Genomic DNA, 18,984 nt, shown 5'->3' on the forward strand with positions numbered 1-18,984 from the left:
CCAGCTTATCAGCGCCGGCACACGAATACCGCCCTCCAGAACAGAGCCCTTGCCGCCCCGCAAATCACCATTATCAGCCGCCCCGTCATACATATTGGTGCGCATGAATTCCATAAAGCGCACGGGCAGGGGAACGCCAAACAGTGATTGCATGCCATTGACAAACTGATAAGCAAACCGCGGCAAGAGTTCATGTCCGGTCAAACCTCCATTGTCGCTCATGAATAAAATGAGCGTGTCTTTTGTCATTTTCTGCGCCTTAAGTTCGTCCAGAACGCGCCCGATGCCCTTATCCATTTCACTGACCATGGCGGCATGGATGCGCCTTTTTTCCGATTCAATAGCCGCATAAGGTGCTAGCGCTTCGGGCGGAGCTTCATTGGGTAAATGCGGCGCCCCAAAAGCAATATAAAGAAACAGGGGTTTGGCCTTATCGCGTTGGCGTAAGACCCGCACCGCCTCATCGGCCAGCAAATGGGTCGTATAGCCTTCATCCCGCGCGGTCACACCGTCGCGTTGCCAATCATAATGGCCGCCATGCACATGATCCCAGTAACCGACACCGCCAGTCAGATGACCGTAAAAACTGTCAAAGCCGCGATTGTTCGGGAGATGGGCTTTTTTGCGCGGCCCCAGATGCCATTTTCCGGCCAATGCCGTCTGATATCCGTGCTGTTTCAGAAATTCAGGCAAGAGCGTGCGGTCAAGCGGCAGGCCATTGGGATTGAGCTTGGAATAGGGACGCGTGACACCGAGACGCAAAGCCGATTGTCCGGTCAGCAACGACGCCCGTGTCGGGCTACAGGTCGGATGCGCATAAAAGCGCGTCAGCTGTTTACCATTGGCGGCCAACCGGTCAAGGTTTGGTGTCCTGATCTCGCTGCCGTTAAAGCCGACATCCTGCCAGCCCAAATCATCGGCCAGAATGAAAATGATATCAGGCAGTCCGGCCGCCCCGGCCCAACCTGTGGGAAACCCCATAAGAGTAGCGAGTAAGATTAAAAAACGCATGGTCCCTGCAATTCCACAAGCGGTCAGAGCTGCGTTTTTTTCCAAAATAGCAGCATGCGGAGCATGGTTCTATCGCGAACAATAAAATGATGATATAGCGCTGCGACGATATGAATGACGATGAGGGCGATAATCAAATTGGTGCACGTTTCATGGACTAACCGCACCGACTGGAAAAAACTTTCATCAGCCGCGCCAAAAGCCGCGTCAAAAAAGCCGAAAATAACAATCGGCTGGCTGGCCGCACTGGCAGTAATAATACCGCTGAGTAAAAGTACTCCCATGAGCACATACAAGCCTATATGACCCGCATGTGCGGCGAGCACCTGCCAGCGTGGCATGCCGGAGGGGAGTTCAGCACCGCCATGGCGATGCCGGAAATACAGCCGTAACACAAACAGAGTGGCCAAAATATAGCCCATGGTCGCATGGTCGGCGAGCGAGGCGAAACGGGTTTCATCATAGTAGGCAATGAACCCGTCAGGATCACCGATAAAATCGCCGAATTTCTGGGCAATAAACAAATCAAGAATGATAAAAATACCCATGATCCAGTGAATGACTTTCTGGACAATAGCGTAATCTTTTTGCATCCGGCGCTCCTATTCTATTTTCTTTTCAGGAAATGAAAGTTTGGATATGCCTTCGTCCGGCGCGATGTGCCAGACGGGTTGCGGCGGAAATGAGTTTGACCGGTAGCGGCGTCTTCACCTCGTTGCGGAACAATGGCCTTTTGTGCAGGCCATCAAACCATGCGCCGACATGCGGGTGCAGTGTGGCCAGCGGGTAGCCTGCGCCGATCAGCCGGTTGGCGTAAATATACCAGGCAATATCCACAACGCTCAGCGTATTGCCCAGCAAATAGGGCTGCTTTCGGAGGGTAGCCTCATGCGTTTCCAGCGCGGTGCGTAAGGCCGTGACTGCTGCTTGCGCCCGCGCATCCGGAATTCCGTTGTGGGCTTTCATATCCTGCCAGAAGGCCAATTCCCCGGCTTTATGGTCATCGGGCCGGCCGCAGACCTGACCGGAACCTGCTTTCTCATAGTGCGCCAATTGTTCGTCACTGCGTTGCGCCATGGCAGACGGCACGAAAAACCGCATGGTGATGGCGCGCAAATCCATATGCAAGCGGTCTTCAAAATCCAGCAGTTCGCTCACTTCCTCGGCCTGTCCGTCCGGTATCAGTTCCGGTGTAGGGAATTTGTTTTCCAGATAGGTGATGATGTCATTGCTTTCAATGATGACTTTACCATCATCAATCAGGGTCGGCACCAACCCGCGCGGATTGATGCCCATATACCAATCAGTCTGGTTTTCACGTTTGACCAGATTTACAGGGTGCAGGGTGAGTTCAATATTTTTCAGCCGCACGTAAATCCGCAATTTTTGCGAGCATGACGAGCCGGAGAAATGAAACAGATGCAGACCCTGCCAGTGCAAAACCTCTCTGGTCAGGACATCAAATTCAGCCAGTTCTACCAAGGCCCATTCTCCCTGCCATTTTACACGAAATATCCGTATTCCTTCGATTCAAGCTAAAAATAGAATTGACAGTATGTCAATACTCTTTTTAGCCTATCCGACGTAAAAGAAAGTATCCATGCCAGCCAGCCAGACCAAGACAGAACTGACCCAAAAGGTAAAAGACACGCCCGGCAAAGGTGCGCGGGCACGTGAGGCGCTGATGGATGCGGGATTGGAATTATTGGGTGAAATTTCGCTGCGCGAGTTAACGGTGGGCAAAATATGCGCCGCCGCACAGATGAAGCGGCCAAGTTTTTATACTTATTTCGACTCCGTTGATGATTTACTTGACGCGATGATACGGCGTGAAATTGACAGGGTGGAAGCGCTTTATGAGGCGCATGAAACCGAAGATAAAAGTGCGCTGCACCGCTTGGCGCGCATTCCACTCAGTCTGGTTAAGATGGGCTTGCGTGATAAAAACCGCAGGAAGGCGATTGTGAAACTGATGGGTTCAGACCCCGCCTTCACCCATATACGCATGCAGAATTTGCGCCGCGATATCAAGGCAGCGATTGCCGAGGGAAGTTTGACCCTCGAGGAGAAACAGATTGATATTTTTATGCAAATTTATGTTGCCGGTATTTTGAGTCTGGTTGCACGCCATGCCGATGATGCCGTGCCCTCGCATGAAGCGGTCAGCACCTTGCAAATTTTATTGCGCGGGGCGGGTGGCGATCCGGCCATGCTAAAAGAGATTTTAAGCGCACCGTAAGGAGGACTACCCGTTGCGTGATTATGATGTGGTGATTGCCGGATTTGGACCGACCGGTGCTCTGGCGGCCAATTTGCTTGGTAAGTACGGTATCCGCACGCTGGTGGTTGACCCGCAACCGGCGATTTATGACATTCCGCGCGGTGTGCATTTTGATGGCGAGACGATGAGGATTTTCCAGTCGGTCGGTCTGGCTGATGCTATTTTTGCCCAGAGTGCATGCAACAAATCTCTGAATTTCGTCAATAGCCGTGGCTTATCGCTTATGCGGGTGGAGTTGGATGGTTTGCCGCAAACTACCGGCTGGCCGGCAAGTATATTCTTCCGCCAGCCGTTGGTGGAAAAACACCTGCGTGATCATTTGAGCCACTTTGACAGCGTCACCGAAAATCCGGGCTGGGCATTGCGGGAGCTGATGCAAGATGAAGACGGCGTAGAGTTGACACTGCAAGATGTTGAAAGCGGCGAAGCAAAGAAGATCAGGGCGGCTTACCTCATCGGCGCTGACGGGGCCGATAGCACAGTGCGCCAATTGCTGGATATTCCGCTTGAAGATATGCAATGCGATGAACCCTGGCTGGTGGTTGATTGGGAGCTTGAGCCGGATATCACGTTTAATCATGATGTTTACCAGTTTTGCGATCCGGCACGGCCCGGCACTTTAGTTCCCTGCGCCGGTCAGCACATTCGCTGGGAATTTATGATTAACCCGGGTGATGATTATGATGCGATGGAAGAGGAAGATGCCGTGCGTGCCATGATGGCACCTTATCTGCACCATTTATCACCCCATATTCGCCCCGATCAGGGGCAGATATTACGCTCTAAAGTCTATCAGTTTCATGGCCTGCTGGCTGAGCGCATGCGTGCCGGAAGAGTGTTTTTGATGGGCGATGCGGCACATCAAATGCCGCCTTTTCTGGGTCAGGGCATGTGCGCCGGTTTGCGTGATGCCGAAAATCTCATATGGAAACTGGCCGGCGTTTTGGGTGGGCGCTATGAAGCCCATATTCTCAGCAGCTATCACAGTGAACGGCATGCGCATGTCCGGGCGGTTATAAAACAGGCCGTGAAAATTGGTGAAATTATCCAGACACGAAACCGACTGAAAGCCATTATGCGCGATACTTTTCTGCGCCTCGGCAAGCTGCTGCCGAAACTGCTTAGCGGCATTGAATTCGGTCAGACCTGGCGGCTCGGTAGCGGTCTTTTTTCGGGTGATCCGGCCTCCGGCCGGCAAATTCCGCAACCGCTTGTGCATCACCCCAATACGCCTGACAAAACGGAAAAGCTTGATGCGTTTTTGCCGGAGGGATTTTGCCTGCTGGCCCTGCACAATACCGGTAAAGCCGATTTCCAGAGAGTCAGTGATGCCTATCCGCAACTCGATTGTAAAATTCTGGTGTTGGGAGATGATTTGGTAGAAACCGATGGATTGCTCTCAGTCATGGCCGGACAACATCGGCTGAGCGGGTTTTTATTAAGGCCAGACCGGCAAATTTATGCCGCTTTGAAAGAGGGCGGCCCACCGTTGCCACACCAGTTGGAAGAGCATTTGGCAACTTTATCGCAACATCTTTTTGCCAACGGAAAAAAATTGCCTGCAGAATGAAAGAACCCCATGCACCAAAGATCCGAAAATTGACAAAGTGTCAATAACTCATTGACAGACGTTTGAAAATTTCGGACAGTCAATTGAACAAGAGGAGGGATTTATGAGACTGGTTACATTTACACAAGATGGCACAATGCGTATTGGCGTTTTGAATGGTGAAAGCATCACCGATTTGTCCCGCGCCAAACCGGATTTACCGTGCGAGATGAACGCATTTTTACGCGCCGGTGATGCGGCTGTACAGGTTGCACGTGCCGCAAAAGGTGATGATTTTGCACTAAACGACGTCAAGCTCCTCTCGCCTGTTTCGCAGCCCGGTAAAATTCTGGCCGTTGCCCTGAATTATTCCGATCATCTGAAAGAAGTGCAGGAAGCCATGCCGGATTTTCCGGCACCCAAAATACCGATGTTGTTCACCAAGCAAAACTCCTCCGTCACCGGCCCCTATGACCCGATTTATCTGCCACCGGAATCCGAGCAACTGGATTATGAAGCCGAACTTGCCATTGTTATCGGCAAAACCTGCCGCCGGGTCCCTAAAGAGCGTGCGCACGAGGTCATTGCCGGTGGCATGGCCGCCAATGATGTCTCCATTCGCGACTGGCAAATGGCCTCGCAAACCATGACGATGGGTAAGAGCTGGGACAGTCATTGCCCAATGGGGCCGGCACTGGTGACGCCGGATGAACTTGATTTTGCCGATATTGATTTCACCTGTCTGGTGAATGGCGAAGTACGCCAAAGCTCCAATACCGGTCTTCTGGTGTTTGATATTCCGACCCTCATCAACCATTTATCAACGGTATGTACTTTGCATCCGGGTGATATCATCCTGACCGGGACAACCTCGGGCGTGGCGCTCTGGATGGAAGGCCAGCCCTGGCTGAAGCCCGGTGATGTCGTCACCTGTAATTTCGGTCCGCTCGGCACAATCGAAAACATTGTCGAAAAAGATCCGGTCGGTACCGTTATAGAATAGGGCAGATGGATAGAAGATGATCCCGCATGAGGCAGAATTCGAACTCTATCATTATGGCGAGTCCCTGTGCTCGCAAATGGTGCGTCTGGCGTTGGAGGAAAAGCAGATTGCCTATAAGTCACACCACATGCATCTGGAACTGACCGGCGAAAACCTGTCGCGTGCTTATAAGAAAATCAATCCAAATGTGGTTGTCCCGGTGCTCGTGCATAACGGCACGCCGATTTATAATAGTTGGGAAATTTTGCGCTATCTGGATGATTATGCGCCGCAACAGGGCACGCCACTTTTGCCGAAAACGGCGGAAGGTCTGGCTGCACTGGACAGTTTAGTGCATGAAAATGCGCTCCGCGGTGATGTAGAACTGGGTGAAAATTTCGGCACATCAATTGCCGGTGCCAGCACTTATATCCTTGCCAATATATTAAAGCGCCGTCCGGTACCGGCGGTGATGTGGGATTATTTGACCAAACATCCGGACCGCATGCGCAAAGTCGCTTTTTGTGTGCTGCGTTTGCGTGGCGGGCTGCCCAAGCCGCTTTATGAAAAATTCATCCGCCGTCTCGCACGGGGTCTGGCCGATAGCGAGCAGCGGCTGTCTGACGGCCGTGATTACATGTTTGGCGATTATTCGCTACTTGATGTGATGATGACGTCACATTTTCACCGGCTGGAAGATGTGCATCTCGATATGATCTTCACCACCGGCCGCCTGCCATATCTTACTGCCTATTGGCAACGCGTACGGGCACGGCCCAGCTATGAACCGGCAATAACCGGGTTTCACAGTTGGGAATGGCGTGCCGCCATAGATGAGATTTACAAAGGCCGGCCTTCACCCTTCCTGCCGCTTCTGGCAAGTGAAGTGGATAAGCATCTGGCCGCCCAAAAGCAAGGAAAGGACGCCGCATGAGTTATGAAATTGATGAAGAAAAAATGGCTGCGGGTGCAGCCATTGTTGAAAAACTGGGTTTGCTGTCAAAGGCCGGTCCGGCGCTGAGCGATGATTTACGTGCGCATACGCTCCAGGCCCTGTTTGGTACTATATGGACGCGCGACGGGCTGGAATTGAAGCAACGCAGCCTTATCACCCTGACAACGTTGATTGCACTAAATCGCGAGCATGAGCTGGTTTTGCATTTCCGCGGCGCGCGCAACCTCGGCATAGAACGTGAGACCATTGAGGAAGTGATCCTGCATGTGGCCCATTATGCAGGCTGGCCTGTGGCCGTCACCGCCAGTTCCATACTGGATGATGTCTGGAAAGAAATGGATGAGGAGATGGCCCAATGACCCGACCGGTTGCAAAAGTTTCTGATGTCATTTTTGTGCGGTTTCAGTTGCGCGACCTCAAGGCGCAAGCCGATTATCTGGAAGATTTTGGCATGATTGCCGTCACCAGAGACAATGAGTCAATTTACTATCGTGGCACCGGCACCGATGCGTATATTTATGCCGCTGAAAAAGGCGGGGCAGATGCTTTTATTGCCGCAGGTTATGAAGTCAACACAATGGACGAACTGGACGCTCTGGCTTCTGCACAAGGCGTTGAGGTTGAAGACGGCGATGCACTGATGGGCGGTAAAATGGTGCGCTTTAAAGATCCCGACGGTCTGGGCGTTGAAGTCTATCATGGCGTCAATAAATCCAGCCCGATTGATGAAAGCGTGCCGGTATTGAACTCCGGCAAGCAGAAAAAACGACTGAATGAACCCCAGCGTTTCGGGCGCGGTGCGGATGAGTGGGAAATCGACAGTGAGGGTAATATGCGCTACGCCCTGCCGAGCAGCGTCATGCGGCTGGGTCATACCGCCATCAATGTGAAAGACGGGCAGGCCAGCATACAGTGGTATCATGATGTGCTGGGCATGATTGTCTCCGATAATATCATCGGGCCGGACGGTAATGTCGGCGGGGCTTTCATTCGCTGCGATAATGGCGAAATGCCGAGCGATCACCATACATTAAATGTGGTGGCCCTGCCGCCTGAAGCCGAACCGTTTCACGGCACATTCGGCCATGCCGGCTTCGAGCTGGAAAAATCGATGGATGATTTGCTGGCCGGTCACTTTCATATGAAAACCACCGGCAAATACACCCACGAATGGGGTATCGGGCGTCATCTTCTGGGGAGCCAACTGTATGATTACTGGCGTGACACAGCCGGTTTTATTCTTGAGCACTGGACTGATGGCGATCTGGTAACCGCCGATCAGCCACCGCAGGATGTACCCTTCATCAATGTGGTGAAGGGGCAATATGGGCCGACTCCTCATTCCAGCTTTAATCTGCCGATGCCGCCTGAGGCACTGGACGATTTCCGTGAAGCCGTGCCAGGTCTGGTCGATATCATTGTCAAAGGCGCCCCCCGCTAAAATCAGAGACAAGTGCGATGTCGGAAACCGGCAACAATGATGCGGACGTTATCATTATCGGGGCGGGCCCTGCCGGCATGCTGGCAGCACTTCTCCTGGCCAGGCACGGACTGAGTAGCCATATTGTTGAGCGGCGCAGAAAAATTGCGGAAACACCACGCGCTCATGCGGTAAACGGCAAAACAATTGAAATTAGCAGCACGGCCGGTATTCCCGCCGAAGAGATTTACGTCGCCGGTATGCCTGTGAGGCGCGGCGGTATGGTTAATTTCTGGTCGACCCTGTCGGGCACTTATCTCGGCGGGTTGCCTTATGAACGTCAGGATGATGCGGTTCTGGAACTTGCTCCCTACAGGCTGGTCAATATTTCACAACCACGCTTTGAAGCGATCTTGGAAAACCATGTGACGGCCAATCCCGGAATCAGCCTGTCACGCGGGATGCAATGCACCGGTTTTAGTCAGGACGATAGAGGCGTGACGGCGATTGTGCAGAGCGGGGAGGGCAGGGAAGAAACCCTTAAGGGTGATTATCTGATTGCCGCCGATGGCGCCGGATCTCCTCTGCGCCGGCAAATGGGCATTGAGATGGAAGGGCCGGACGCGCTGCAACATTTTATGACGATTCATTTTCATGCCGATTTGTCGGAACTGATCGGCGACAAGCCCGGTATTCTGCATTGGATTATGGAGCCAACGGCAGCGGCTGCGCTGATCTCTTATGATGATGGTCAAAACTGGGTTCTGATGCATAATTGCCCGCCCGATGGGGAAGATCCGGCACTTTATGATGAAGTACGCTGCCGCGGTTTGGTGGCGGCGGCGCTGGGACGGAATGACGTTGAGTTTACCATTCACACTATTGACCCCTGGGTGATGACGGCACAAGTGGCGGTGCAATACCGCAAGCACCGGGCCTTTTTGGTTGGTGATGCGGCGCACCGGTTTCCTCCGGCCGGCGGGCTGGGGCTGAATACCGGCGTTGGTGACGCGCAAAATCTGGCGTGGAAGCTGGCAGCCGTTAAAAAGGGTGTTGCCGGACCGGTTTTGCTGGACAGTTATGAGGCCGAGCGTAAACCGGTGGCCGAAACCAACAGCGCCCAAAGCCTTGAAAACGCCATGCGGATGATTGAATTGATCGGGTTTTTGCTTGGGCCCGATCCGGAAAATATGCAAACGCATTTTGACACCATTTGCCAACATGCCGAAAGTTCGACTGAACTGGCCGGTGCCATAGCGGCGCAAAAGCTCCATTTCGACAGTCTGCGCCTGCAAATAGGCTATAGTTATGGCGGTCACGACGATACCGCGCTCGGTATTGATGATTACCGCCCGCAATTCCGCATTGGCGATTGCCTGCCGCATTGTGCCGTCAACCATAAACAAGCAACACTACCGCTTATTGAACTGGTTCAGAGCGGGCACTTTACCCTGCTGTTGCGCGATAATCAGGAAGTCCCCCCAATATCCGATGAGCGACTGGATATTATGCGGGACGGAATTGATTTTACCGGCAACTGGAGTGAGCAACTGGCCGCGTGGGATGATAATCTGGCGGCTCTGCTTGTGCGGCCTGACGGGCACATTGCTGCTCATTTTTTAGCCGGTAGCGTGAGTGAGAAAAATGTCAGCGCGGCTATAGCCCGTGTGCTGGCCAATCAATAGGAGGCAGTTCATAATGGATCTCGGATTAACAGGTAAAAAAGCAGTGGTCTGTGCATCATCGCGCGGGCTTGGTTATGCCTGCGCTGCCGCGCTGGCGCGCGAGGGCGCACATGTTATCATTAACGGGCGCAACGCCGAGACACTGACGGCGGCTGAAAACGAGATTAGAAAACTGAAAGCAGGCGCGGTCAGTTCAGTGGTGGCGGATCTGGACAGCGAAGACGGGCGTGCGGCACTTCTGGAGTCATGCGATGCGCCCGATATTCTGGTGACCAATAATGGCGGCCCTCCGCCCGGCACTTATCAGCAATGGGATGAAGCCATGTGGCGTGATGCTTTCACTGCCAATATGATTGCGCCGGCACTGCTTATCCGTGCTGTGGTGGACGGTATGCGCGAACGCAAATTCGGTCGCATCGTCAACATAACCTCAGCCATGGTTAAATCGCCCCACCCCAATATGGGGCTTTCAAATTCGGCCCGTTCGGCTTTGACGGCCTTTTCGAAAGGCTTATCCAAAGAGGTCGCGAAAGATAATGTGACGATTAATAATTTGCTACCCGAGCGTTTTGACACGCAACGCCAGCAGCAAATGGCCGAACTGGCCATGGCACTAAAGAAGATTTCATACGAGGAAGCGTGGGCCGAGATGGAAGCCAGCATTGCCGCCGGCCGCCTCGGACAACCGGAGGAATTAGGTGATGCCTGTGCCTTTTTATGTTCCGAGCAGGCCGGATTTATTTCCGGTCAAAATCTGCAATTGGATGGCGGTTCTTATTCCGGATTGATTTGAGGAGAGACAAATGGTTGTGAATTTAATTGCTCATGGGTTCGTCAGCCTTGTCGCCGTGATGATCATGATTGGCCCGGTGTTTGCCGATTTTAACAAGACCCATGCTACCAATCCTTTATGGACACCCCATGCGCGCTTTCATGTTGTCTGGCAAGTGCTGACCAATTCGGCACTGGCGCTGTTAACCTTGTATTTCATCTGGGGAATGGACAATCTCGTGCTCGGTGCTTTGATGAATTATATCTGGATTGCCACTTTTTTTGCGACAATGGCCGCCATGCCTATGTTTGAAGGGGCACTAGCCGATGTAAACGGTATCAAGCCGTTTGTCTGGAAGTTCGGAAACAAGGTTGTGAAAGTCGATACCAATTTGTTCGGCGCCTCCATCATGACAATTTTCAACACGACCGGCCTCGTATTGGCCTAAGGGTATGAGAATGGCATTGCAAATAACCGCCCTTATTCTCCTCATTGCGGTTACCGCTTTTGTTGGCCGCAGTCTTTATGTTTCACAGCCACTCTTCAAAGAGCATTTGAGTGAAGCACCGGAGGCCGCTTTCACCCTTGCGCCGGTGGAAAAAGCATTGAGTTTTGCCCGCACGCCGGATGGCCGAAGTCTTCTGGTAACAGAGATGAGCCGCAACGGTGTGACGGCCGTTGATCTTGCCGCTGCTACCGGCTCACAAAAATCCGAACCACTGGACTATTTCAGGGCGCTTGGTGAAGAGGGATTGATGCCGCTGATCGGCGGTGAAAGCAAAAACTATGGCTGGCAAGACCTCGGCGTGCCGTTTGATACGCAAACCACCATTATCGCCGCCGGCACCAACTTCAAAGCCCATGCCGAAGAAGTCGGCTTGGAGGACGGACCGTTTCTGTTTCCGAAATTATCAGAGCCGACCGCATGGCAGGTACCTGTGGTCCAGCGCACCAGACTGGATTATGAGGTTGAACTATGCGCGGTTGCCATTGACGACATCGCGTCCGGACAAAAAGGACGTTTTGCATACGTGTTGTGTAATGATCTGACTGACCGATGGGCTTTGCTAAGAAACATTAGTCTTAAAACCCCGCTTGGCCGCACCGGCTTTCCGGAAGGCAAGGGCGGTGAAGGTATGCTGCCTGTTGGCGCTATTTTGACCGTTCCCAAACAGGCTGAATTTTACAATGAAATTGAACTGGGCCTCAGTGTTAACGGTCGTCTGCGCCAGCGTGCCGGTGCGGCTCTGATGATCTGGGATGCAGATGCCATTGCCCAAAAGGCTCTTTCAATTTGCGGTGAGGATTTTTATTTGCACAAAGAGATCCTGAAAATCGCCGAATGCGATGGCCTGAAACGCGGCACGGCGGTTCTGCTTGGTACACCGGAAGGGGTAGCGTTCCAATTGCCCAATATATGGATGCCATGGGCCTATTTGCGCAAAGGCGACATGATTTTGACCTACGGCACCCATCTGGGCATTCTGGAAACCCGCATCGGAAAATAACAGTCAATGGGTAAACAGGACTATAATTTCCCTATTTTAGCGGATTCTGACTGCGGTGTTCACTTAAGACTCCAGAAGGGGCGTCATGGCGGTTAGTGCAGAATATAAAGAAATGGTGTGCGAACTGCTTGAAGGACTCGGGGCGGTGCGCATTAAAAATATGTTCGGCGGGGGAGGGGTCTATTGTGAAGAGGTGATGTTTGCCCTCATCGCCGATGAAACGCTTTATTTTAAAGTTAATGAGACTACGATCCCCTCATATGAGGCGGAAGGATGCAGCCCGTTTGTTTTTGAAATGGCCAATGGCCGTAGCGCGACCATGTCGTACTGGTCTTTGCCGGACTATCTTTATGACGACCCTGAAGAGGCCGCCGTGTGGGCCCGCCGTGCTTTAGATGTTGCCCATGCGGCTAAAGCCGCCAAGCCTGCCCGCACAAAAAAACGCCGCTAAAACTGACGAACAACTCTCATTTCAGCGCGGGTCCGGCGGTAGTCGTAGAGCTGCGCGTTTGACGAGCGCACTTCGCGGGCAACGAAAAGTTGAGGACTAAAGCCGCCTATGGTGAAAGCCCTGTTAAAAAGGGATATATCCAGTTGCCAGATGCTGTCTCTGCGGGATGAGCCATCCAATACGAAAGGAAGCCACTGGCCCTTATACCGTACCCGCTGTATTTCACCGCCGATGCCCAGTGTAAATCCCCGCGGCAGGGCTATTGATGTCCCCAGCCGAAACCGGCGGGTAGCATTGCGCCATCTTTCCGCTTCGGTCTGCTCCCAGATATAGTTTGCCATGCCCTCAAGGCGCACGGTGGGGGATGCAATGTATGTGCCACCCAGTCCAAGGACCGTTTGATATCCGTCAAGATGTTTTTGCGTCCGAAAAGAACGCTCATACCGGGAGAGGCGCCCGTCAATCTGAAGGCTCCGGGTGGGGCGGTGAATAATTTCAAGAGAGGGCCCGGTTTCCCGGTTGTAACGTCGACCGGCCGTCAGGTTCATACGGACGTTGGCCAGTATGCTGAATTCCGTATCCGGACCGGTAAGCAGGCGCGGCCCGATATGGGCGGAGATTGTGGTTCTGTCAAAACTTTTGGCGGCATAATCCTGACGTGAAATCGAACCGCCGGTTCGCAATCTGATCTTGTCGCCCAGAGGATACTGATATTCCCCTCCTGTCCAGATATTAACACCGATTCCTGATTTTGAGCCGGATTCTTCACCAAAGCGGAAAGGCAGCCCGAAAATATATACTGTGTCGTTCTCCGATGCGGCATTGATATTGGTGCTGGGTGCCAGAGAGATGCCGAAATAACTACTCCAGCGTCTGCGTTGCCGTATCAAGGTTAAAAAGTACCGGATATTGGCAGCGACAACCGGAGGCGGATTGCCCGCCAGAGCACGTTCAAAGTTTTCACGGGACAAATCATCGTCGCCTTTCAGAAAAAAAGCACGTGCCAATTCGAGCCGTACCCGCACAAGACCCGGATTGTTTGTCAAAATTGACCGGAAGGCGGTAATGGTCTGATCGAGTAAAGCATTTTTCCTGTCTTCTGCCGTTTCCCGACTGGCTACTTCCAGAGACGTCAACCCCAACAGAAACAGGGCCTCTATGGTGCTGAGGTCACCGGGTGGCAGGGATTGCAGTATTTTTAGAGCCTCCTCAAAGCGCCCCGTGTCAATGAGCCTTTGGGCGTATGCCATAGAGGCGCCGGAGGAGGACAGGGAAGGAGTTACAGGGTCAGCTATGGACTCAGCCATAACCGAAACTGGGGACAGGGCAAAAATAACAACAGCGGCCAGTGCTATTAAAGTGGCTCTTGAGGGTAAGGTTTTAATCATTTCTAATCATTGTTATTTCTATAGGAAAACCCTCAGGTACGAGAGGAGCATCGCTGTCTATCCCGACGTCACCATCGTACTATTGTCTGAACCCGCCCCGCCATATTTTCTTTGCGATGATTGAGAGTCCGCCACAGGCCGGAAGACGCGGAGAGACCGGAGATTCAAGTGTGTTGAGAGAGTTGTTTAATGGCCCTTGAACTGTGCCGGGCGTTTTTCAAGAAAAGCCTTGACCCCTTCGCGGAAATCGCCGCTGCGTCCGGCCTGTCTTTGTGACTGGCGTTCCAGATTCAATTGTTCTTCATAAGAATTGTCCGGGCTTTCCCAAAAAGCGCGGCGGATGAGACCAAGAGCCCGGGTCGGCCCCTGAGCCATTTCATGGCCCAGTTTAATCGCTTCCTCCATCAAAGCCTCATCATCATAGACCCTGTTAATGAGACCCCATTCAAGAGCCTTTTCGGCCGGTAATTTTTCACCCATCAGAGCGAGTTCCCTGGCACGGGCCATACCCACCAACCGGGGGAGGAGCCAGGTTGAACCGCCATCGGGCACCAGGCCAATCCGCCGAAAAGCCTGCAGAAAATAAGCCGACCGTCCTGCCAAAACCATGTCGCCCATCAGCGCAAAACTCATGCCGACACCGGCAGCCGGGCCGTTAACCGCCGTCAAAAACGGTACGGGCAGATTGCGCAAACGGCGCAGGATCGGATGATAGCCGGTCTCTAACGCAGAACCGGCATCATTGGCACCTTCTCTATTATCACCGCGCCCTGACAGATTTGCCCCCGTACAAAAGCCGCGCCCTTCGCCTGTCATTAACAGGCAACGAAACCCGTTGTCAGACGTCTCTACATAATCCAGAACCTCCGATAATCCCTCCAGCATTTCCGGAGAGACGGCATTCATAACTTCCGGATGGTTAAGGGTGATAATACCCAACTGGCCATCACTATCCAGCTTGACACGATTAAATTCCACCGACTCTACTCCTGCTTGATTAACTTTTGTGTCTCATGGGCTCATTCCGGAAGCCCATCCTGACGGGGCGTCATGCTAGCCCTCAAAGGGATTGTTTTCAAGAGCATGAGAAATCCCCCAATTTCTCCCGTTAACCGGATTTTTTTGGGGAGCTTTGCCGGTTTGTTATGGGGTTTCCCGTTGCGCAAGCATGAGGTTGTGCTACCATGAGGCTGTGCACCCGTGAGAGGGTACGGCCGCATGAGTTAAGAGGAGGATAATGTTATGAGTGTTGCAGAAGACAGACTTAATGTAGTCGCCACACCTACGGGGCAGACCGGCGAAACTATGCAAAATATACTTGAGCGCCAAAAACAGGCTCACAGGGAGGCTGGCCCCCCGAGCGTCGAGAAACGTATTGAGTGGATTGACCGGGCTATTGCATTACTGGTGGATAATCAGTCCGAGATTGCCGAAGCTATTTCCTCTGACTTTGGTCACCGCAGTTCAGAGATGAGTTTACTGACCGATGTTATGGGTTCTGTCGGTCCGTTGAAGCACGCCAAAGAAAATATTCACCGGTGGGTAAAACCGGAAAAGAGAAAGCCTCAATTTCCCTTAAACCTGATGGGAGCCAAGGCGCGGGTTGAATATCAGCCGTTAGGGTGTATTGGTGTTATTAGCCCGTGGAATTTTCCCGTTAATCTTACATTTGCGCCGTTGGCGGGTATTTTTGCAGCCGGTAACCGTTGTATGATCAAGCCGTCCGAATACACGCCGGCAAGTTCTGAACTGATGAGGCGCATGTTCAGTGAAGCCTATGATGAAACGGAAGTCACCGTCATTACGGGTGGTCCGGAAACAGGCGAGGCCTTTAGCCGTTTGCCCTTTGACCATCTTTTGTTTACGGGTGCTACCTCCGTTGCACGCCATGTTATGCGGGCGGCATCAGAAAATCTGGTGCCGGTTACGCTGGAACTTGGTGGTAAATCCCCCGTGATTATTTCCGACAGTGCGGACATGGAGGACGCTGCGGCACGAGTCATGAACGGCAAAACCATGAATGCGGGGCAGATCTGTTTAGCGCCGGACTATGTTTTTGTGCCAAAAGGAGAGGGAGACAATTTCGTGCGTGAGGCAACCCGCTCTGTGGAATCCATGTTTCCAACTCTGAAAGATAATCCGGATTATACGTCTGTTATCAATCAGCGGCATTATGACCGCTTGCGGGGCTATCTTGAAGATGCTGACAGCAAGGGTGCTAAACTCGTCGAGATTAATCCGGCGAAGGAAGATTTCAGCCAGCAGGCAACCCACAAGATTCCACCTACCATTGTGCTTAATCCTACCGATGACATGAAAGTCATGCAGGATGAAATTTTTGGTCCCGTTTTGCCGGTTAAGGAATATCAATCGGTGGATGAGGCCATTGATTATGTCAATGATCATGATCGGCCTCTCGGGCTTTATTACTTTGGCCGGAATGAAACCGAGGAGCGTAAACTGCTGGACAGAACAACCTCCGGTGGAGTCACCCTCAATGACGTGATTATGCATGTCTCCATGGAGGATTTACCGTTTGGAGGTGTCGGCCCCAGCGGTATGGGGTCGTATCATGGTGTTGACGGCTTCCATACTTTCAGCCACGCCAAGGCGGTTTATGTGCAGTCAAAGTTCAAGATGGTAGCGGAGATGTTCCGTCCACCATACGGAGAAAAGACCCGGAAACGGATTGCAACCGGCATTAAAAAGTAGGAGCTTATACGCTAGCTTTTCCTCTAAAAGCAGCCGGGAATCAGACCCGCCGGCTTTGCCATGCGCCATCGGCACCAATTGTCAAGACATCAGGTCAGGCCGGTCCTCACCTGATGCCTGTCTCTTCTGCTTGCTCTCCTGTCTGGTGTTCTTAATTTCATGTGATAACATCATGGCACCGCAAAAGGCGGTTCCCGGAACCACTATGCCTAAAACCGGTTAATGGCGTCTCTTCCTACCGGGCGCGCAAAACGAAACTTACAGGGGCATCTTTCCCACAATCGCCCGTGCGCAGATCAAGGACAACGCCGCGCGCATTGAACCATTCTCCCAAGGCCTGCAAACGGTTTTCATGAAGTTTTCTGACGGCCTCGTCCCCAAAAACACCCATCGCGACTATCGGATGGCAATGATCAAGCACTAACCGGCCCCTTCGGGCAAGACCTGCCTGAAGCGCCGCATCAAGATCATTGGGTCCGGCCTGTGGGTCGGCACTTTGCGGATCGAAAACAATTTTCCATGACTGTTGCTGAATATCCTCAGCAACAACTGAAACCGGAGTATCCCTCGAGGTGCACCCGATGAGTAAGGACCCCAGTACAACAGTTGCCAGAATTGCTTTATTCATTTTTTGATACCTCTATACTTGACTTGTTTACCCATAGCCGGTTTCCAGAGAGATTAATATAAACTAACGGCAGATCAAAAGGTAGGGTTGGAAGAAAACGGAGCCGGCCTGACCCCTAAACCGGTCAGGGTGACTTACCCGCTGTTTGTAGGAATGGGTGGCCTGAGCAGAAAGTCAGGCAGATGGGCGTTGCTTTCAGGCTCATCCGGGACTTCTTTTTGCCCCTGAGCGTTGGCCCGTTGCCGCCTGTCATCCTTTTTAGGCCGATTGCCTTTTTTGGCAGATGTCTTCTTTTGCCCGCTGCGGCCTTCCGGGTCAGGAGAAGTCTGTTGGCGTTTTGCAGCCTGTGCACGCCCCCGACTGCGTTTGCGGGGTTGTGTCTCCTCCGTGCCGGCATCTTTATCAATATTGTGTCCTGTGTGAGAGTCAATTTTGCGGCCAATAAGAGTTTCAATAGCTTCAATATATTTGATATCGCGGGGGGTAACGAGAATGAAGGCACGTCCCGTTCGTCCAGCCCGGCCCGTACGGCCTATGCGGTGAATGTAATCTTCCGCATGGGTTGGTACGTCAAAATTAAAGACATGGCTAACCTCGGGGATATCCAGCCCGCGGGCGGCTACATCGCTGGCTACCAGAAGGGTTGTTTCGCCGTTTCTAAATTTATTGAGGGTCTGTAGACGGATGTGCTGGTGCATATCACCGTGCAGAGCGCCGATATTGAAATTGCTCTTTTCGAGAGTACGTTGAAGAGATGAGACATCGCGTTTGCGGTTACAGAAAATAAGGCCGCTTTCTATCTTTTCTTCCCGCAAGATTTTTTCAAGAGCGCGGTTCTTATTGTCTGTCCCTACGGTAATCATAAACTGCGTAATGGTGCTTGCCGCAGATGTCGGGGGTGAAACTTCAATACGCTCAGCGCCCTGCAAAAAATTCTCCGACAAACGCTGAATCTCCGGTGGCATAGTCGCCGAAAAAAGAAGCGTCTGGCGGGTAAAAGGTATTTTTTTGCAAATCTCTTCAATGTCCGGAATGAAGCCCATGTCCAGCATCCGGTCAGCTTCATCAATAACCAAAATCTGAACTCCATTGAGCATCACCTTGCCACGCTGGAAGTGATCCAACAGCCGGCCGGGTGTGGCAATAAGAACATCAACGCCCCGGTCCAGATTTCTGTCCTGTTCAGTAAATGACACACCTCCGATGAGGAGGGCCATGGTGAGTTTGTGGTTTTTTCCATATTTTTCGAAATTTTCGGAAACCTGAACGGCCAACTCGCGTGTTGGCTCCAGAATAAGCGACCGGGGCATACGGGCCCGGGCGCGGCCACGTGCCAGCCGGTCAATAATCGGTAGAGTAAAAGAAGCCGTTTTTCCCGTACCGGTCTGAGCAATCCCCAAAACATCGCGTCCTTTCAGGATGGTAGGAATGGCGTTTTCCTGAATGGGGGTCGGGGTCGTATAGCCAGCCGTTTCAATGGCGTCTAAAAGGGCGCTATCCAATCCGAGTTCTTTGAATGTCATATTGATTGAAAGGGCTACAGTGCGCTCAAGAGCGGTTTTGCGCTACGATGGCGCATACGAAAAAACATATTCTCTTATACCAGAGTAGAACTCTTATCGAGTGGTTGAGCAGATCTCTA

The 18,984-nt window shown here is 52.3% G+C and carries 19 protein-coding genes; 12 read left to right on the top strand and 7 right to left on the bottom strand.

The genetic code is table 11. The annotated features are described in order from the left end of the window. From V6Z81_00765 to V6Z81_00775, 3 genes are all read right to left on the bottom strand, one after another. On the bottom strand, positions 1–1,011 hold a 1,011-nt coding region (locus V6Z81_00765; protein MEG9861029.1), incomplete at its 3' end, for a sulfatase-like hydrolase/transferase. A 23-nt stretch (positions 1,012–1,034) separates the two neighbouring features. Then, complete coding sequence (locus V6Z81_00770; protein MEG9861030.1) at positions 1,035–1,604, bottom strand: cytochrome b; 570 nt, start codon at positions 1,602–1,604, stop codon at positions 1,035–1,037. 25 nt (positions 1,605–1,629) lie between these two features. Further along, the gene (locus V6Z81_00775) at positions 1,630–2,493 is read right to left on the bottom strand and encodes a glutathione S-transferase family protein (GenBank protein MEG9861031.1); all 864 of its coding nucleotides are present in this window, start codon (positions 2,491–2,493) and stop codon (positions 1,630–1,632) included. A gap of 118 nt (positions 2,494–2,611) precedes the next feature. Here V6Z81_00775 and V6Z81_00780 point away from each other — a divergent pair, with 118 nt between their 5' ends. From V6Z81_00780 to V6Z81_00830, 11 genes are all read left to right on the top strand, one after another. Continuing rightward, positions 2,612–3,250: a TetR/AcrR family transcriptional regulator gene (locus tag V6Z81_00780; protein MEG9861032.1), complete on the top strand. Its 639-nt coding sequence runs from the start codon at positions 2,612–2,614 to the stop codon at positions 3,248–3,250. A 13-nt stretch (positions 3,251–3,263) separates the two neighbouring features. Beyond that, complete coding sequence (locus V6Z81_00785; GenBank protein ID MEG9861033.1) at positions 3,264–4,862, top strand: bifunctional 3-(3-hydroxy-phenyl)propionate/3-hydroxycinnamic acid hydroxylase; 1,599 nt, start codon at positions 3,264–3,266, stop codon at positions 4,860–4,862. Between the two features lie 103 nt (positions 4,863–4,965). Next, positions 4,966–5,844: a fumarylacetoacetate hydrolase family protein gene (locus V6Z81_00790; protein MEG9861034.1), complete on the top strand. Its 879-nt coding sequence runs from the start codon at positions 4,966–4,968 to the stop codon at positions 5,842–5,844. A 16-nt stretch (positions 5,845–5,860) separates the two neighbouring features. Then, positions 5,861–6,757 carry a glutathione S-transferase N-terminal domain-containing protein gene (locus tag V6Z81_00795; GenBank protein ID MEG9861035.1) on the top strand — a complete coding sequence of 299 codons (897 nt, stop codon included), beginning with the start codon at positions 5,861–5,863 and terminating at the stop codon, positions 6,755–6,757. Beyond that, complete coding sequence (locus tag V6Z81_00800; protein ID MEG9861036.1) at positions 6,754–7,137, top strand: carboxymuconolactone decarboxylase family protein; 384 nt, start codon at positions 6,754–6,756, stop codon at positions 7,135–7,137. The genes V6Z81_00795 and V6Z81_00800 overlap by 4 nt, the downstream gene beginning before the upstream one ends. Continuing rightward, positions 7,134–8,219 (top strand): VOC family protein, encoded by a 1,086-nt coding sequence (locus tag V6Z81_00805; protein MEG9861037.1) that lies wholly within the window; start codon positions 7,134–7,136, stop codon positions 8,217–8,219. The genes V6Z81_00800 and V6Z81_00805 overlap by 4 nt, the downstream gene beginning before the upstream one ends. 17 nt (positions 8,220–8,236) lie before the next feature. Next, positions 8,237–9,883 carry an FAD-dependent monooxygenase gene (locus V6Z81_00810; GenBank protein ID MEG9861038.1) on the top strand — a complete coding sequence of 549 codons (1,647 nt, stop codon included), beginning with the start codon at positions 8,237–8,239 and terminating at the stop codon, positions 9,881–9,883. A gap of 13 nt (positions 9,884–9,896) precedes the next feature. After that, positions 9,897–10,676 (top strand): SDR family oxidoreductase, encoded by a 780-nt coding sequence (locus V6Z81_00815; protein ID MEG9861039.1) that lies wholly within the window; start codon positions 9,897–9,899, stop codon positions 10,674–10,676. A 10-nt stretch (positions 10,677–10,686) separates the two neighbouring features. Further along, entirely contained in the window at positions 10,687–11,103 is a 417-nt protein-coding gene (locus V6Z81_00820; GenBank protein ID MEG9861040.1) for a DUF6640 family protein, read from the top strand. 10 nt (positions 11,104–11,113) lie between these two features. Beyond that, entirely contained in the window at positions 11,114–12,163 is a 1,050-nt protein-coding gene (locus V6Z81_00825) for a fumarylacetoacetate hydrolase family protein (GenBank protein ID MEG9861041.1), read from the top strand. A gap of 85 nt (positions 12,164–12,248) precedes the next feature. Further along, positions 12,249–12,614: a TfoX/Sxy family protein gene (locus V6Z81_00830; GenBank protein ID MEG9861042.1), complete on the top strand. Its 366-nt coding sequence runs from the start codon at positions 12,249–12,251 to the stop codon at positions 12,612–12,614. Here V6Z81_00830 and V6Z81_00835 read toward each other — a convergent pair. Continuing rightward, positions 12,611–14,002, bottom strand: a complete 1,392-nt coding sequence (locus tag V6Z81_00835; GenBank protein MEG9861043.1) for a surface lipoprotein assembly modifier — start codon at positions 14,000–14,002, stop codon at positions 12,611–12,613. The genes V6Z81_00830 and V6Z81_00835 overlap by 4 nt on opposite strands. Before the next feature lie 186 nt (positions 14,003–14,188). Further along, on the bottom strand, positions 14,189–14,980 hold the full coding sequence (locus V6Z81_00840) for an enoyl-CoA hydratase/isomerase (GenBank protein MEG9861044.1): 792 nt from the start codon (positions 14,978–14,980) through the stop codon (positions 14,189–14,191). Positions 14,981–15,244: 264 nt separating this feature from the next. On the opposite strand from V6Z81_00840, the gene V6Z81_00845 reads away from it, so the two are divergent. Further along, positions 15,245–16,714 carry a coniferyl aldehyde dehydrogenase gene (locus V6Z81_00845; GenBank protein MEG9861045.1) on the top strand — a complete coding sequence of 490 codons (1,470 nt, stop codon included), beginning with the start codon at positions 15,245–15,247 and terminating at the stop codon, positions 16,712–16,714. A gap of 235 nt (positions 16,715–16,949) precedes the next feature. Here V6Z81_00845 and V6Z81_00850 read toward each other — a convergent pair whose 3' ends face one another. Further along, complete coding sequence (locus V6Z81_00850; GenBank protein MEG9861046.1) at positions 16,950–17,342, bottom strand: hypothetical protein; 393 nt, start codon at positions 17,340–17,342, stop codon at positions 16,950–16,952. 134 nt (positions 17,343–17,476) lie between these two features. Beyond that, on the bottom strand, positions 17,477–18,865 hold the full coding sequence (locus tag V6Z81_00855; protein ID MEG9861047.1) for a DEAD/DEAH box helicase: 1,389 nt from the start codon (positions 18,863–18,865) through the stop codon (positions 17,477–17,479). Positions 18,866–18,984 lie beyond the last annotated feature (119 nt).

Source organism: Parvularculales bacterium (genome assembly GCA_036881865.1).
Lineage (GTDB): Bacteria > Pseudomonadota > Alphaproteobacteria > JAPOUT01 > JBAJNM01 > JBAJNM01.

Bases quoted from the DNA above. Each gene is read 5' to 3' on its own strand.
- V6Z81_00810 (MEG9861038.1), top strand. From the start codon at position 8,237: ATGTCGGAAACCGGCAACAATGATGCGGACGTTATCATTATCGGGGCG.
- V6Z81_00815 (MEG9861039.1), top strand. From the start codon at position 9,897: ATGGATCTCGGATTAACAGGTAAAAAAGCAGTGGTCTGTGCATCATCG.
- V6Z81_00790 (MEG9861034.1), top strand. From the start codon at position 4,966: ATGAGACTGGTTACATTTACACAAGATGGCACAATGCGTATTGGCGTT.
- V6Z81_00850 (MEG9861046.1), bottom strand. From the start codon at position 17,342: ATGAATAAAGCAATTCTGGCAACTGTTGTACTGGGGTCCTTACTCATC.
- V6Z81_00820 (MEG9861040.1), top strand. From the start codon at position 10,687: ATGGTTGTGAATTTAATTGCTCATGGGTTCGTCAGCCTTGTCGCCGTG.
- V6Z81_00855 (MEG9861047.1), bottom strand. From the start codon at position 18,865: ATGACATTCAAAGAACTCGGATTGGATAGCGCCCTTTTAGACGCCATT.
- V6Z81_00835 (MEG9861043.1), bottom strand. From the start codon at position 14,002: ATGATTAAAACCTTACCCTCAAGAGCCACTTTAATAGCACTGGCCGCT.
- V6Z81_00800 (MEG9861036.1), top strand. From the start codon at position 6,754: ATGAGTTATGAAATTGATGAAGAAAAAATGGCTGCGGGTGCAGCCATT.
- V6Z81_00795 (MEG9861035.1), top strand. From the start codon at position 5,861: ATGATCCCGCATGAGGCAGAATTCGAACTCTATCATTATGGCGAGTCC.
- V6Z81_00805 (MEG9861037.1), top strand. From the start codon at position 7,134: ATGACCCGACCGGTTGCAAAAGTTTCTGATGTCATTTTTGTGCGGTTT.
- V6Z81_00825 (MEG9861041.1), top strand. From the start codon at position 11,114: ATGGCATTGCAAATAACCGCCCTTATTCTCCTCATTGCGGTTACCGCT.
- V6Z81_00845 (MEG9861045.1), top strand. From the start codon at position 15,245: ATGAGTGTTGCAGAAGACAGACTTAATGTAGTCGCCACACCTACGGGG.
- V6Z81_00780 (MEG9861032.1), top strand. From the start codon at position 2,612: ATGCCAGCCAGCCAGACCAAGACAGAACTGACCCAAAAGGTAAAAGAC.
- V6Z81_00830 (MEG9861042.1), top strand. From the start codon at position 12,249: ATGGCGGTTAGTGCAGAATATAAAGAAATGGTGTGCGAACTGCTTGAA.
- V6Z81_00770 (MEG9861030.1), bottom strand. From the start codon at position 1,604: ATGCAAAAAGATTACGCTATTGTCCAGAAAGTCATTCACTGGATCATG.